Origin of the sequence: Streptomyces sp. MAR4 CNX-425 (assembly GCF_048656465.1) — a bacterium.
Classification (GTDB): domain Bacteria; phylum Actinomycetota; class Actinomycetes; order Streptomycetales; family Streptomycetaceae; genus Streptomyces.
Genome location: NZ_JBMDLF010000004.1, coordinates 380053 through 394866 on the forward strand (window position 1 = coordinate 380053; position 14814 = coordinate 394866).

The following is a 14814-nucleotide window of genomic DNA, read 5'->3' on the forward strand; positions in this document are numbered from 1 at the left end:
CCAACGTCCCGGGACAGCACAGCTAGAGCGTGAAGCCCGCGGGGAACGGGTCCTCGGGGTCGAGCAGGTACTGGCCCATGCCCGTGATCCACGCCCGGCCCGTCACCGCGGGGATCTGCGCGCGCACCCCGCCGACCGCGGTCTCCTCCTCCAGCCGCCCGGTGAACAGCGTGCCGAGCAGCGACTCGTTGACGAAGTCCGCGCCCAGCGCCAGTTCCCCGCGCGCGTACAGCTGCGCCATCCGCGCCGACGTGCCCGTACCGCACGGGGAGCGGTCGAACCAGCCCGGGTGGATGACCATCGCGTTGCGCGCGTCCGCGCCGCCGCCGGCGGGCGGGGCCGTCAGCTGGACGTGCTTGCAGCCCGCGATGCCGGGGTCGGCCGGGTGCACCGGCCGCCGCTGCTCGTTGACCGCCGCCATGATCGCCAGGCCCACGTCCAGCATCCGCTGCTTCTCCGCCTTCGCGAACGGGATGCCGAGGCTGTCGGCGGGCAGGATCGCGTAGAAGTTGCCGCCGTACGCCATGTCGTACGTGACCCGCCCCAGCCCCGGCACCTCCACCGCGGCGTCCAGCTCCAGCGCGAACGACGGCACGTTGCGGAACGTCACCGACTCCGCCCGCCCGCCCGAGACCGCCACCTCGGCGGTCACCGGCCCCGCGGGCGTGTCCAGCCGGACCCGCGTGACCGGCTCCGTGACCGGCACCATCCCGGTCTCCACCAGCACCGTGGCGACGCCGATGGTGCCGTGGCCGCACATCGGCAGCAGGCCGGAGACCTCGATGTAGAGCACGCCGTAGTCGGCGTCCGGGCGGGTCGGCGGCTGGAGGATCGCGCCGCTCATCGCGGCGTGCCCGCGCGGCTCGTTCACGAGCAGCCGCCGGACGTCGTCCAGGTGCTCGGCGAAGTACGCGCGCCGCTCGGCCATGGTGGCGCCGGGAACGACCCCGACGCCGCCGGTGACCACCCGGGTCGGCATGCCCTCGGTGTGCGAGTCGACGGCGGTGAAGTAGCGGGAGGCGCGCATGTCACACCCCCGCGGGGCCGGTGGGACGGGGGGCGTCGGTCGGGGCGTACGGCATGGGCGTCTCCTCGGCGTGGCGGTGGCCGGCGGCACGGCCGCGGCGGTACGGGGCGGTCACGGCGGGTCCGCCAGCTCGCCCAGCCGGACCGGGGCCGCGATCGGGCGGCGCGCGAACGCCGCGGCGTCCGCGCCGGTCAGGCAGGCGACGGCGGGGCCGCAGACCCGCCCCTGGCACGGGCCGAGCCCGGCCCTGCTGACCAGCTTCACGGCACGTACGCCGAGCGCCTCGCGCTCCTCGACCGAGCGGCACAGCTCGCCGTAGGGCACCTCCTCGCACCGGCAGACGGGGGTGTCCTCGCGCAGCCAGGTACGCCACCCGTCCGGCACCGGGTACACCCGCGCCAGCGCGGCGGCGAACCCGCGCCCGGCCCGTACCCGGCGCAGCGCCGCCACCGGGGGCGCCGGACGCGCGCCCAGCAGCCGGGCCGCGGCGGTGCCGGCGACCTCGCCCTCCGCGGCGGCGAGGTCCGCGCCGCCGACGCCGGTCAGCTCGCCCGCCGCGAACACCCCCGGCACGGAGGTCGCCTGCGCGGCGTCGACGGCGACGAACCCGCCGTCGAGCGCGCAGCCGGCGGCGACCGCCAACTCCAGCTGCGGGACGAAGCCGAAGCCGACGCACACCGCGTCGACCGCCACCCGGCGCTCGCTGCCGGGCACGACGCGCCAGCCGGCGTCGAGCCGGGCGGTGGTGACCGCCTCGACGCGGCCGGCGCCGTGCGCGGCGACGACGGCGGCGCGGCGCCGGTACGGGATGCGGTGGCGGGCCAGCAGCGCGGCGTAGCCGGCGAGTTCGCCGGACTTGCGGCGTCCGGCGAGGACGTCGGCGGGCCGGCGCAGCCAGGCGGTGACCGGCTCCGCGGCCTCCAGCACCCCGGCGACCTCCGCCCCGACGGCGGTCAGCGAGGCGGCGACCGGCAGCAGGAACGGCCCGGTGCCGGCCAGCAGGACGCGCGCCCCGACGCGCACGCCCTGCCCCTTGGCGAGCGCCTGCGCGGCGCCGGCGGTGAAGACGCCGGGCAGGTCCCAGCCGGGGAACGGCAGCGCCCGGTCGTACGCCCCGGTGGCCAGCACCAGCGCGGGCGTCTCGACGGCGCGCCCGGTGCGGCCGGGGCCGTCGGCGGGCCCGGTGCGGATGTGCACCCGGTGCCCGCCGCCCGGCACCGGCTCCAGCGCCCAGACCACCGAGTGCGGCAGGTGCGCCACCCCGGGCGGCAGCGTGAACCGGTCGCCGGCGGCGCGGGAGTCCTGCCGGTGGTACTGGCCGCCGAGCGCGGGGCCGGAGTCGACGAGCAGCACGTCGGCGCCGAGCCGCGCGGCGGCCCCCGCGGCGGCCATCCCGGCGGGGCCGGCGCCGATGACGACGACGGGGGTGCCTGCGGCGCCAGCCTGGTCGGCGGGGCGGTGTGGGTCAGGCGGGCGGTGGGTGCCGGTGGGGCCGTGCCCGGTGGGGTTCGCGGTGGGGTGGCCTGCCGGGGAACCGGTGCCGGGCGGACCGGCCCCGTCGCCGGTCACGGCGGGCAGCTCCGCGCCGTCCTGGGTGCGGATGTCGTCGCCGCCGCGGACGAGCCGCCGGCAGGCGCGGACGTCGGGTGCGCCGTTGACCACGACGAGGCAGTCGTGGCAGGCCCCGATGCCGCAGAAGACGCCGCGGGGCCGCCCGGCGCCGCGGGTGGTCCGCCAGGAGACCCGGCCGAGCGCCAGCAGCAGCCCGGCGACGGTCCTTCCGGAGGCCGTGACGTGCTCCTCCCCGTCGACCCGTACGGTCACCGGGCCGCCGTCGCGGGGGCCGCCCGCGTGGTCCGTACCCGAACCGGCCGCCGGGGCGGCCGCCCTCCGCCGCCGTCCCCTACGCCCGCTCATCCGCCGCCGCCTCCCGCATGACGCCCGGCCGGTCCACCCGGAACGGCGCCGCGTCCACCTCCGGCGTGCCGCCGGTGAGCAGGTCCGCCAGCAGCCGCCCGGTGCCCGCCGCCAGGCCGATGCCCGCGCCCTCGTGCCCCGTCGCGTGCCAGAGTCCGGGGCGGCGGGGGTCCTCGCCGATCACCGGCAGGTGGTCCGGCACGTACGGGCGGAAGCCGCCGTACGCGCGGATCACCCGCACCCCGGCGAGGACCGGGAACAGCCCGGCCGCCTTGCGCGCCAGCTCCCGCAGCACCGCCACCCGCACCGTCTCGTCGAACCCGACCCGCTCGCGGCTGGAGCCGACGAGCACCGTCCCGGCCCGCGTCGCCTCCACCACCGTCGACGTCCGCAGGTCGGCGCCGCCGCCGGCGACCGCGCCGACGTAGTCGGCGTCGTAGACCTTGTGCCGCACCGTGCCCGCCGGCAGCGCGGCGGTGACGAGCACCATGCCGCGCCGCGGCAGCACCGCCACCGGCGCCCCCGCCGCCGCGGCGAAGCGCCCGGCCCACGGCCCGCAGGCGTTGACCACGGCGCCGCACTCCACCGTGCCCCGGTCGGTGCGCACCCCGGTGACCGCGCCCGCGGCGCCCACGGCGACCCCCAGCGCGGTGACGCCGGGCCGCACCCGGCCGCCGCGGGCCCGTACCGCCGCCAGCAGGGCCGTCGTCGCCAGCACCGGCTGGAGCTGGCCGTCCTCCGGGTAGTGCACGGCCGCCGTGACGGCGTCGGTGAGGTGCGGCTCCAGCGCGCCGGTCCCGGCGGGGCTCACCGGCTCCGCGTGGACGCCGGCGGCGCGCTGGGCGGCGGCGAAGTCCGCGAGCGGGCCGGCCGCGGCGGGGGCGGTGGCGACGACCAGTCCGCCCTTGGCCTCCCACTCCGCCGCCGCGCGGCGCGGGCCGAGCAGGTCGCGCAGCCCGGCGAGCAACCGGGGCCAGCGGCGGCGGGAGTCGCGGGCGAGGGCCAGTTCGGGGCCCGGCGCCTTGTCGGAGACCAGGACGTTGCCCTCCCCGGCGGCGGTGGTGCCGCTCGCGGGCGCGCCGCGGTCCAGCACGGTCACCGAGAGCCCGGCGGCGGTCAGCGCCTCGGCGCAGGCGGCGCCGATCACGCCGGCGCCCACGACCGCGACGTCGTATGCCACCCGGTACGCCACCTGCCGCCCACCTCCGTTCATTAGAACGAACGCCAACGAGCGTATGGAGGGCGCCGATCGGGGGTCAAGCCTCCGGGCCGGGGGCGTGCGGCGCGTGCTGCCGCGGCGCCGGGACGGCGCACGAGGCGACCGGCGGCACGGGGTGCGCGGCGGCCGGGTACTCCAGCATCAGCACCGAGAGCACCGGGCCGCCGGCGGTCTCGTAGACGTGCGGGCCGGCCGCCGGGAAGCAGACGTAGTCGCCGGGGCCCAGCTCGTACGGCGCCTCCGGCGGGCCCACCCGGAGCCGCCCGGACACGACGACGACGTGCTCGCGCCCGGGGTGGCCGGCGGAGTGCTGCACGGCGCCGGGGCGCACCCGCTGGTCGTACAGCTCGACGACGGTGTCGGTAAGGTCCATGCGGCGCAGCATCCGCAGGTCGACCGCGTCGCTGCTGAGCACGTCGAGCCCGGCCGAGCGCACGAGCAGCACCTCCGGGTCCGCGCGCTCGGTGAGCAGCGACGACACCGGGACCCCGAGGGCGTTCGACAAACTGAACACCGTCTCGATGGTGGGGTTCCCGGCCCCGGACTCCAGCTGCGACAGCGTGCCCTTGGCTATGCCGGAGGCGCGCGCCAGCCCGGAGAGGGTGAGCCCCGCCCGGGCCCGCAGCGCGCGCAGGTTGCCCCCGAGCACCCGGCCTGCCTGTTCCCGTACCACCGGACCTCCTCGACACGTCGTGCGAGAGGCTACCCCGCGTCCGGCGAGGCGGCGCCGGAGATAATCACTATTCGCGTATCGTCGCTTTCATTGGTCGGCCCATTGGTGCGGGGAGTCGTCGCCCCCCAATTCCCCGGCGAATAACGGGTCGTTGTTTACCCGGGGGTTGTCGTGCGCATGTCCCGACCCCTTATGATTTTCACATCCACCCCCCACAGGAAGAAGGAGACCAGGATGGCAGCACATCCGGGTTTCGACCGCCGCGCGCTGCTCCGCGGCGGGCTGACCGCCACCGCGGCCGGCGCGCTCGGGCTCGGCGCGGCCGGCCTCGCACACGCCGCGCCCAGGTCAGCGGCCACCTCCGCGCCCGCTGCTCCAGCCGCGGGCACAGCCGCGGCCACCGCCGCGGGCCGCGGTGCCCGGGCGCTCGCGGCTCCCGAGCCGCGCATCTACACCACCGCGGAATGGGGCGCCCGGCCGCCGGAAATCGACATCGTCGTCCTCGACCACGTGCCGACGTACATCGTCGTCCACCACACCGCCGAACCCGGCAACAGCGAGGATTACTCGCTCGAACACGCCATGGAAATCTGCCGGTCCATCCAGGACTTCCACATGGACGGGCGCGGCTGGGGCGACACCGGCCAGCAGTTCACCATCAGCCGCGGCGGTTACCAGCTCGAAGGCCGCCACGAGAGCCTGGACGTCGTGCGCGGCGGCACCCGGCACGTGCAGGGCGCCAACGTCGGCGGCCACAACAGCGAGGTCGTCGGCATCGAGAACGAGGGCCTCTACACCGACGTCGACGTCCCCGCCGCGCTGTGGGACTCGCTCGTCGCGATGGTCGCCTGGATCGCCGGGCAGTACGGGCGGCCGGTGGAGAACATCATGGGCCACCGCGACTTCAACTCCACCGAGTGCCCCGGCGACGTGCTCTACGGGCGGCTGCCGGAGCTGCGCGAAGCGGTGGCGGAGACGCTCGGCGTACCGGCCCCGGACCGCACCGCCGTCTGGCCGCTGCTGCGGCCCGGCGACCGCGGCGCGGCGGTGCGCGCCGCACAGCACCTGCTGCGCGCCCGCGGGTTCACCGGGCTGCCCGCCGACGGGCTGTTCGGCCCCGCGACGAAGGCCGCCGTGGCGAAGCTCGCCGCGGTGAGCGGCGTCGACCGGCACTCGTGCTCGGCGGAGTTCCACCGGCGCGCCGACGAGACCGGGTACCTGGGCGCGGACATCTGGCCGCTGATCGCGCCGCGCGGGCGCGCCGGGACGAGCGGCGAGGTCGCGAAGGCGCTGGAGGCGCTGCTCGGCCGCGGAAAGCGGGCGCCGGCGAGCCGGGAGCTCACCCCGGCGGTGTGGAAGCGGCTGCTGTCCTGACGGCCTGATCGCGTACGGAACCACCGCGGCCGTCGCGTACGCCCGGAGGGCGGCGCGGCGGTCGCGGGCGCCGGCGCGCGTCAGCGGCGGCCCTCGACGAACGGGCGGAGCCTGTCGGCGAGGGCCCCGCTGGTGACGAGCTGGAAGTCGTCGGCCGGATAGAGGGCTTCGTCGGGGCAGGTCCGCTCGGGGCTCGTGGTGCCGTCGAGGGTGAACTTCGTGACCAGCTCGCCGGTGCGGGCCTCGAAGACCCGGTAGACGTAACGCGCGCTCAGGACGTCGACCTCGCCGTCGCCGGCGACGTTCGCGCCGCCGAGGTAGGTGCAGGTGCCGACCTTGCGGCTCGGGTGGTCCCCGTCGTCGTACTGGCAGACCACCAGCCGGGCGCCGCCGCTCGCGAAGTCCGCCGCCCAGTCGCCCGGCAGCTGCGGCGGCTCGCTCTCGTCGACGGCGAGGGTGTCCTTGAACAGCACGGCCGGATGCGGCCCCGGGCCCTTGTAGGCCGGGCCGCCGGGAAGGTACGCCTTCACCTTGCCCGCCTCGAAGGGCTCCGTGAAGTCGCACACCTCCTCGGCGCTCCGGGCGACCTGGGGCGCCGGCGGCGGAGGCGTGCGCGGCAGCGGATCGGGCGAGGGCGACGGGCGGCCCGATGCCTTCGCGTCTTCGCCCCCGCGCCGGTACACGTCCCCGTCGCCGCCGGTGCAGGCGGCGGGCCCGGCCAGCCCGGCGACGACGGCCAGCACCACCCCGGCCACACCCCGCCGCGTCCGCCCCACGATGCCCCGCCCCTTCCGGCCGCCTCCGGCTCCGCCCGTACCGTACCGCCGCCGCCCGGGACGGGTCCCCGGGACGGCGCCCGCACGCAGGCCACCCACCGGGCCCGTTCCGCCTTTTTCCGGTCTGTCCCCTCCTCCGGTACCCGCGTCTTCCGTGCCTCCGGCAACTGCTCCCGCCGGCCAGGTGATTGGGTAGGGACCTGTAAGTGCCGGCGGATGTGGGCCCCGGCACGGAAGGAGGAGCGCCGTGGAGCCGCTGGCGGCTGACGACCCCGCCCGGGTGGGTGACTTCGTGCTACGCGGCCGCCTCGGCGCCGGCGGCATGGGCGAGGTGTTCCTCGCCCGGTCGCCCGGCGGGCGGGCGGCCGCGGTGAAGGTGGTGCACGCCCACCTCGCGCGGCAGCCGCAGTTCCGGGACCGGTTCCGGCGTGAGGTCGCCGCCGCGCGGTCCGTCAGCGGCGCGTACACCGCGCCGGTGATGGCGGCCGGCCCGGAGGACGACCCGCCGTGGATCGCCACGCTCTACGTGCCCGGCCCCTCCCTCGCCGAGGCCGTGGCCGCCGCCGGGCCGCTGCCGGAGGACTCGGTGTGGCCCCTGGCGGCCGGGCTGGCCGAGGCGTTGCAGGCCATCCACGCCGAGGGGCTGCTCCACCGCGACCTCACGCCCTCGAACGTCCTGCTGGCCGCGGACGGCCCGCGGGTGATCGACTTCGGGATCTCCCGGGCCCTGGACGGCACCGTGCTCACCGGGACCGGCGCGACCATCGGCACGCCGGGGTTCATGTCCCCGGAGCAGGCCGGGGACGGCGAGGTCCGGCAGGCCGGCGACGTCTTCTCCTGCGGCGCCGTGCTGGCGTACGCCGCGGGCGGCGTCGAACCGTTCGGCCGCGGCGCGCCGCTGGGCATCCTGCACCGGGTCGTCACCGCCGAGCCGCGGCTGGACGCGGTGCCCGGGCGGATACGCACCCTGGTCACCGCCTGCCTGGCCAAGAACCCGGACGACCGGCCCACCCCCGCCGAACTCCTCGGCCTGATCGCCGCGGACTGGGATCCGGACGCCGGCTTCCCCGCCGCGTCGCCCTGGCCCGAGGCCGTGACCGCCCTCATCCGGGCCCGTGCGACACCGTCCACCGCGCGCGGCACCGAGCGCGACACGGCGGGCGGGACGGAGTCCGGCACCGCCCCGCCGCCGCACGAGGCGCCGACGATGACCGCGCCCCCGCCCTACACCCCCACGCAGCCGGCCGAGGAGGCCCCCCGGCCGGCCCCCCCGCCCGCCTCCGGCCGCCGCCGCACACCCAGGGCCGACCGGCCCCGCGCCCTGAACCGCCGCCAGTGGCACGCGCTCCGGGCCACGAAGAAGGGCGACTACGAGGAGGCCGAGCGGCTGCTCGCCGCCCTCGTCGCGGACCGCATCCGGGCGCAGGGGCCCGACCACCCCGACGTCGTCAACACCCGCCAGCAGCACGCCTCGGCGCTCATGGACACGAGGCGGTACGCGGAGGCCGCGGAGATACTGACCGACGTCGTCCCGGCGCTCGAACGGCAACGCGGCGCCGACGACATCAACACCCTGCTCGCCCGCCGGCAGTACGCCGAGGCCCTCGGGAACATCGGGCGCCAGGAGGAAGCCGTCCGGCTGCTGACCGACGTCGTCGCGGACCACATACGCCTGCTGGGCCCCGACCACGCCGACACGCTGCTCGCCCGCCACCTCCAGGCCCTCAACACCGCCGAGACGGGGGACTACGCGCAGGCCGCGCGCCTCTTCTCCGTCCTCCTCGACGACCGGCTCCGGGTGCACGGCCCCGACCACGTCAAAACCCTGGTCGCCCGCCTGCTGCACGCGCACTACCTGGGGGAGGCGGGCGACCGCGCGGAGGCCGCCCGCCTGCTCGCCGCGCTCATCCCCGACCAGGCCCGGCTGCTGGGCCCCGACCACTCCGAGACCCTGGCCGCCCGCGGGGCCCGCGCCCGCCACCTCGGGGAGGCGGGGGAGCACGGGGAGGCCGCCCGCGCGTACGCGGAGCTGGCCGCCGACCAGGCCCGCGTCCTGGGCCCGGACCACCTGGACACCCTGCACACGCGCGAGCGCCACGCCGGTCAGCTCGGTGAGGCCGGGCGGTACGGGGAGGCCGCCCGCGCGTACGCGGGGCTGGCCGCCGACCGCGCGCGTGTCCTGGGGCCCGACCACCTCGACACCCTGAGCGCGCGTGAACGCCACGCCGGTCATCTCGGCGGGACGGGACAGCACCTGGACGCGGCACGGCTGTACGCCGACCTGGTCGCCGACCGTGCCCGCGTCCAGGGCCCCGACCACCGCGACGCCGTCCAGGTCCGCCACCACCACGGGTGGGAGCTGGGCGAAGGGGGCGAGTACGCCGAGGCGGCGCGGTTGATGGCCGGGGTCGCGGCCGACTGGGCCCGCGTCCTGGGGCCCGACAGCGTCGACACCTTGAGGGCGCGCCACTGCAGTGCCCATTACCTCGGGGAGGCGGGGGAGCACGCCGAGGCGGCCCGGCTGCTGGCCGGGGTCGCGGCCGACTGGACCCGGGTCGGGGGTCCGGACCACCCCGAAGCCCTGGCCGCGCGCGACCACCAGGCCGGCCACCTCGAAGCGGCGGGGGAGCACGAGGAGGCGGAGCGCCTGCGGGCCGAGCTGGCCGCCGACCGGGCGCGCATCGAGGGGGAGTCCGCGGCCTGATCCCCGCGGTGCGCCCCCGCCGGAGGGCCGCGGGCCCACGGGTCCGCCGCCCGGGCTACGGGGCCGCCGGGACGCGGCGCCGGACGTCCGCCAGCAGGTTCCGCATCGACATGCGGAACAGCTCCGCCCGGTGCTCGCCGAGGAACGAGGTGTGCCCGAACACCTCCAGCACCACCAGCCCGTGCAAGTGCCCCCAGTAGCTCATCAGCAGCGCGAGCGCCGCGGGCGGCAGGCCCCGCGGGTCCTCGCCGGGGCGCAGCCGTGCCAGGTAGGCGTGGAGTTCGGGGGAGAGCGCCGGGACGTCGGCCGCGGCGAGCTGCTCCCTCGTGTACGCGCCGAACAGCTCGTGCTCGAAGACGGCGCTCATCCGGCGCACGGCCTGCGTCGTCGGGCCCTCGACGGGGGCCGCGTAGTGCCGCAGGGGCGTGCCGTAGATCAGCTGGAACCGCTCCGGGTGGGCCACGGCCCAGCGGCGGTAGCCCTCGGTCGCGGCGATGAAGCTCGCCCCGTCCGCTGACCCGTCCGGCCCCGCCGTCCCGGCCTCGGCCACCGCGTTCTGCACCGTCGCCACCAGGTCGTCGTACGTCTTGGCGATGAGCGTCGTCAGCAGCGCGTCCCGGCTCGGGAAGTAGTGGTACAGCGCCTGCACCGTCATCCCCAGCCCCCGCGCGACCGCGCGCAGCGACAGCGCCGCCGGGCCGTTCGCGGCGATGTGCGCCTCGGCGGCCTCCACGATCTCCCGGACCGCGGCCGCCCGGCGCCGCTCGCGCAGCGACGGCGGGGGCGTCCGGCGTTCGTCCTCGGACCCGGTCACGGATGCGGGCACGGGCACGGCCTTCTCCCTTCCTTGCTCCTTGTCAGAAAAACTTAACACTGCCAAATTCTCCGCCGTCTGGCTACCGTCGTGCGCGCCGGCCCCCTCCCCGTCACCCCCCGCGTCAACCAGGGCCGGCCCCCTGCCGGTTGCGGCGACATTTCACAGTAAGTACTCAAAGGAGAACCCCGTGTTCAACCGCATAGCCGAACTGGCGATCCGCCGGTCCCGGCTGGTACTCGTCGTCGCCGCCGTCGCGGTCGTCCTCATGGGCGCCGTCGGCGCGGGGGCCTTCGGCAAGCTGAAGGGAGGCGGCTACGACGACCCGTCCTCCCAGTCCTCGCGGGCGAGCGAGATCATCGACGACAGGTTCGGCGGGGAGACGAACCTCGTCCTGCTCGTCACGGCCACGGACGACGGCGTGGACGTCGACGCCCGGCCGGTCGCGACGGGCGGCCGCGAGCTGGTGGCCGAGCTGAAGGCGGACGGGCGCGTGACGAACGTCGTCTCGTACTGGGACGACGCCAACCCGGCCCTGCGCTCCGAGGACCGCGGCGAGGCCCTGGTGCTCGCGCACGTCGAGGGCGAGGAGACGGAGCGCGCGGAGAACGCCGAGGGCATCGTCGACGCCTTCACCGGGGAGCGGGACGGCGGCCTCGACGTCCGGGCCGGCGGTGGCAGCGCCGTCGACACCGAGCTGTCCGCGCAGGTGGGGAAGGACCTCGTCCTCGCCGAGTCGATCGCCGTGACGCTGACGCTGCTCCTGCTGCTGTTCGTTTTCGGCAGCGTGGTCGCGGCGCTGCTGCCGCTGGCCATCGCGCTCCTCGCCATCGTGGGCACGTTCGCGCAGCTCTTCGTCCTGGGCAGCGTCACCGACGTCTCGGTCTCCGCGGTCAACCTCACCACGGCCCTGGGCCTCGGGCTGGGCATCGACTACGCGCTGCTGATGGTCAGCCGGTTCCGCGAGCAGCTCGGCGCGGGCGCGTCCGTCCCCGACGCCGTCCGCACGACGGTGCACACCGCGGGCCGTACGGTGATGTTCTCCGCCGCCACGGTGGCCGCGGCGCTCGCGGCGCTGATGATCTTCCCGCAGTACTTCCTGCGGTCGTTCGGCTACGCCGGGGTCGGCGTCGTCGCGATCGCGGCGCTCGGCACGCTGTTCGTCATGCCGGCGCTGCTCGCCGTGCTCGGCCACCGCGTCAACAGCGGCCGGCTGCCGTGGGCGAAGCCCGGGCGCGGCGACAGCGGTTCGCCGCTGTGGGGGCGGCTGGCCCGTACCGTCATGCGGCGGCCCGGGATCACGGCGCTGCCGGTGCTCGCGGTGCTGCTGCTGGCGGCGAGCCCGCTGCTGGGCATCACCTTCGGCACGCCGGACGAGCGGGTGCTGCCCGAGGACTCCGAGAGCAGGCAGGTCGCCACGGTGCTGCGGGAGGACTTCGCGGGCAACGACGACGCGGCCGTGCACGTCGTCATCGACGACACCGTCGCCGAGGCCCCGCTGACCTCGTACGCGCGTGAGCTCTCCGCCCTCGACGGCGTCGTCCGCGTCGAGGCCGCCACCGGGACGTACGCGGCGGGCGAGCCCGCGGGCGCGGGCAACGCCGCCCTCGGCAGCCCGGAGGCGCAGCAGCTCAGCGTGATCGGCGAGGCGGCGCCGAAGACGGACGCCGGCCAGGAGCTCGTCGGGGACGTACGCGCGGTCGCACCCCCCGCCGGGACCGCACCGCAGGTCGGCGGGACCGCCGCGGCGCTGGTGGACTCCAAGGACTCCCTCGCAGGCCGGCTGCCGCTCGCCGTCGCGCTCGTCGCGCTCACCACGTTCGCGCTGCTCTTCCTCTTCACCGGCAGCGTGGTGCAGCCGCTCCGCGCGCTCGTCCTGAACCTGGTCAGCCTGGGCGCGACCCTGGGCGTGATGACGTGGATGTTCCAGGACGGCAACCTGTCCTCGGTCTTCGGCTTCACCCCGCAGCCGATGGAGGTGTCGATGACGATGCTCATGTTCTGCATTGCCTTCGGCCTGTCCATGGACTACGAGGTCTTCGTCACCAGCCGGATCAAGGAGCTGCACGAGCAGGGCGCGGACACCGGGACCGCCGTGGCCGACGGCCTCGGCCACACCGGGCGCATCGTCAGCGCCGCGGCCTGTCTGCTCGCGGTCAGCTTCTTCGCGTTCGGCACCGCGCAGATCAGCTTCATGCAGATGTTCGGCCTCGGCAGCGGTCTGGCCATCCTCATCGACGCGGTCGCCGTCCGGGGGGTCCTGGTGCCCGCCGCGATGCGCCTCCTCGGCCGCTCCGCGTGGTACGCCCCGGGCCCGCTGCGCCGCTTCCACCGCCGCTTCGGGCTGAGCGAGGGCGGCCCGGTGCCGGGGACCGCGGTCCCGCTGCCGCCGCGGCTGCCCGCCGGGCGGTGAGGCCGGCAGGTGAACGCCGGGTACCCTGACCTGCGTTCACTTAGTTGAAGAATAAATCAGTCTCCAACGGGCGTTGCGGCCATCCCCCCTCCAGGAAATCAAGTCGGCACCAAGGGGCGCGTTCCATACTGCCGCCGAGAGGTGCGAGTCGCTCACACCTCCCGTCGATCCGTAACGGATCCCGCTGAACCCGTGGCGGGCCGAGGCCAACGGCTCCCGGTCCCGGCCCGCGACGGTGGCCGTACGGACCTTCCCGTACCGGGTGACACGACCCCGGTGCGGGACCGTCCGTGCGCAACGACCCTCATCCCCCACGCCGCGGGCCACATCGTCGTGGTGGCGGCATGCCGGGACGCAACAGTCACAGCTCGATGGAGGCACTTTTCATGGTGAGTCGGCGCAGGGTACTCGCTGCTGGTATGGCCACGGCGACGGGGGTTACCGGAGCCGCTTTGGTCCCGACGGCCGCGACACCGGCCGTCGGCGCGGAGCGGGCCGGCGCGGAGCCGGCCGCGGACACCGGGGCGCTCGCCACGACCCCCTTCACCCAGGCGATGCCGCTGCCCAGGGTGCTGTCGCCGGTGTCGTCGGTCGGCGGCCTGGACGTCTACGTGATGACGATGAAGCCGGCGATGGCGGAGATACTCCCCGGCATCCGGACGCGGGTGCTCACGTTCGACGGCGCCTTCCCCGGTCCGCTGATCAAGGCCCGCCGCGGCCGGCCCGTCGTGATCCACCAGCGCAACCGGCTGGACGTGCCCACGTCGGTGCACCTGCACGGCGGGGAGGTGGCCCAGGAGCACGACGGTCAGCCGATGGAGACCATCGCCCCGGGCCAGGACCGTACGTACTTCTACCCCAACAACCAGCCGCACGCCTCGCTCTGGTACCACGACCACGCACACCACCTGGAGTCCGAGAACGTCTACCGCGGCCTGTCCGGCTCGTACCTCCTCACCGACGACCACGAGGAGTCGCTGCCGCTGCCCACCGGCGAGTACGACCTGCCCATCGCCGTCCGGGACGCCAACATCGACGAGACCGGCCTGCACTACACGATGAGCGACCGGCAGCGCTCCACGATGCTCGCCAACGGCAAGGCGTACCCGTACGTCGAGGTCGCCGCCCGCAAGTACCGCATCCGCTTCCTCAACTGCTCCAACCAGCGCTACATGGAGCTGGGCCTGGAGGACGGCAGCGAGATGGTCCAGATCGGCTCGGACGGCGGGCTGCTGCCCCGCCCGCACTCCACCGCCACCCTCCCGCTGTCCGCCGCCGAGCGCGCCGACGTCGTCATCGACTTCTCCCGCTACCCCGTCGGCAGCAGCGTCGTGCTGAAGAACAGCGGCGGCTTCGGCAACCCCGAACTCGTCGGCCAGGTCCTCCGCTTCGACATCGTCCGCACCGCCGAGGACAACAGCAGCGTCCCGTCCGTGCTGCGCGAGCTGCCCCCGCTGCCGCAGCCCACCGCCGAGCGCACCGTCACCCTGCGGATGGACGAGGACGGCCGGGCGGACCCGCACGCGTACATCGACGAGAAGCTCTACGACCCGTCCCGGGTGGACCAGCAGATCCGGTTCGGCGCCAGCGAGGTCTGGACGGTGAAGAACCTCAACCAGCTCGCCTGGCACAACTTCCACATGCACCTGGTCCAGTTCCGCGTCCTGGAGCGGGACGGCCGGGCCCCGGGCCCGGGCGAGGCCGGGCTGAAGGACACCGTCAACCTCCGCCCGAACGAGACCGTCAAGGTCCAGGCGACGTTCGACGCCCACCGGGGCTCGTACGTCTACCACTGCCACATGCTGGACCACTCCGCGATGGGCATGATGGCCACGATGAAGATCAGCTGACGCCCCGGCACCGTCGCGGCCGGCCGGAGGGGCGGAACCCTCCGGCC

10 protein-coding genes are annotated in these 14814 nt (G+C 75.8%); 4 read left to right on the forward strand and 6 right to left on the reverse strand.

What is annotated here, in order from left to right; genetic code table 11:
• Nucleotides 1-22: 22 nt before the first annotated feature.
• From ACHZ99_RS14690 to ACHZ99_RS14705, 4 genes are all read right to left on the reverse strand, one after another.
• Entirely contained in the window at nt 23-1027 is a 1005-nt protein-coding gene (locus tag ACHZ99_RS14690) for a proline racemase family protein (RefSeq protein WP_420304996.1), read from the reverse strand.
• A gap of 111 nt (nt 1028-1138) precedes the next feature.
• Nucleotides 1139-2944, reverse strand: a complete 1806-nt coding sequence (locus tag ACHZ99_RS14695) for an FAD-dependent oxidoreductase (protein WP_420304997.1) — start codon at nt 2942-2944, stop codon at nt 1139-1141.
• Nucleotides 2931-4124: an NAD(P)/FAD-dependent oxidoreductase gene (locus tag ACHZ99_RS14700; protein WP_420304998.1), complete on the reverse strand. Its 1194-nt coding sequence runs from the start codon at nt 4122-4124 to the stop codon at nt 2931-2933. Before ACHZ99_RS14700 ends, ACHZ99_RS14695 begins: the two co-directional genes overlap by 14 nt.
• A 76-nt stretch (nt 4125-4200) precedes the next feature.
• On the reverse strand, nt 4201-4836 hold the full coding sequence (locus ACHZ99_RS14705; RefSeq protein ID WP_420304999.1) for a helix-turn-helix domain-containing protein: 636 nt from the start codon (nt 4834-4836) through the stop codon (nt 4201-4203).
• A 234-nt stretch (nt 4837-5070) separates the two neighbouring features.
• Between ACHZ99_RS14705 and ACHZ99_RS14710 the strand changes: the two genes are divergently transcribed.
• The gene (locus ACHZ99_RS14710) at nt 5071-6210 is read left to right on the forward strand and encodes an N-acetylmuramoyl-L-alanine amidase (protein ID WP_420305000.1); all 1140 of its coding nucleotides are present in this window, start codon (nt 5071-5073) and stop codon (nt 6208-6210) included.
• Nucleotides 6211-6290: 80 nt separating this feature from the next.
• Here the strand turns inward: ACHZ99_RS14710 and ACHZ99_RS14715 are convergent, their stop codons facing one another.
• Nucleotides 6291-6986 carry a hypothetical protein gene (locus ACHZ99_RS14715; RefSeq protein WP_420305001.1) on the reverse strand — a complete coding sequence of 232 codons (696 nt, stop codon included), beginning with the start codon at nt 6984-6986 and terminating at the stop codon, nt 6291-6293.
• Nucleotides 6987-7233: 247 nt separating this feature from the next.
• On the opposite strand from ACHZ99_RS14715, the gene ACHZ99_RS14720 reads away from it, so the two are divergent.
• Nucleotides 7234-9690, forward strand: coding sequence for a protein kinase domain-containing protein (locus tag ACHZ99_RS14720; protein WP_420305002.1), 2457 nt, complete (start codon nt 7234-7236; stop codon nt 9688-9690).
• 55 nt (nt 9691-9745) lie between these two features.
• Here ACHZ99_RS14720 and ACHZ99_RS14725 read toward each other — a convergent pair whose 3' ends face one another.
• Entirely contained in the window at nt 9746-10522 is a 777-nt protein-coding gene (locus ACHZ99_RS14725; RefSeq protein WP_420305003.1) for a TetR/AcrR family transcriptional regulator, read from the reverse strand.
• A gap of 172 nt (nt 10523-10694) precedes the next feature.
• On the opposite strand from ACHZ99_RS14725, the gene ACHZ99_RS14730 reads away from it, so the two are divergent.
• Nucleotides 10695-12917, forward strand: a complete 2223-nt coding sequence (locus ACHZ99_RS14730) for an MMPL family transporter (protein ID WP_420305004.1) — start codon at nt 10695-10697, stop codon at nt 12915-12917.
• A gap of 386 nt (nt 12918-13303) precedes the next feature.
• Nucleotides 13304-14767, forward strand: coding sequence for a multicopper oxidase family protein (locus ACHZ99_RS14735; RefSeq protein WP_420305005.1), 1464 nt, complete (start codon nt 13304-13306; stop codon nt 14765-14767).
• Nucleotides 14768-14814 lie beyond the last annotated feature (47 nt).

Coding starts and splice junctions, on each gene's coding strand:
- ACHZ99_RS14690 (WP_420304996.1), bottom strand. CDS start 1,027: ATGCGCGCCTCCCGCTACTTCACCGCCGTCGACTCGCACACCGAGGGC.
- ACHZ99_RS14695 (WP_420304997.1), bottom strand. CDS start 2,944: ATGAGCGGGCGTAGGGGACGGCGGCGGAGGGCGGCCGCCCCGGCGGCC.
- ACHZ99_RS14710 (WP_420305000.1), top strand. CDS start 5,071: ATGGCAGCACATCCGGGTTTCGACCGCCGCGCGCTGCTCCGCGGCGGG.
- ACHZ99_RS14735 (WP_420305005.1), top strand. CDS start 13,304: ATGGTGAGTCGGCGCAGGGTACTCGCTGCTGGTATGGCCACGGCGACG.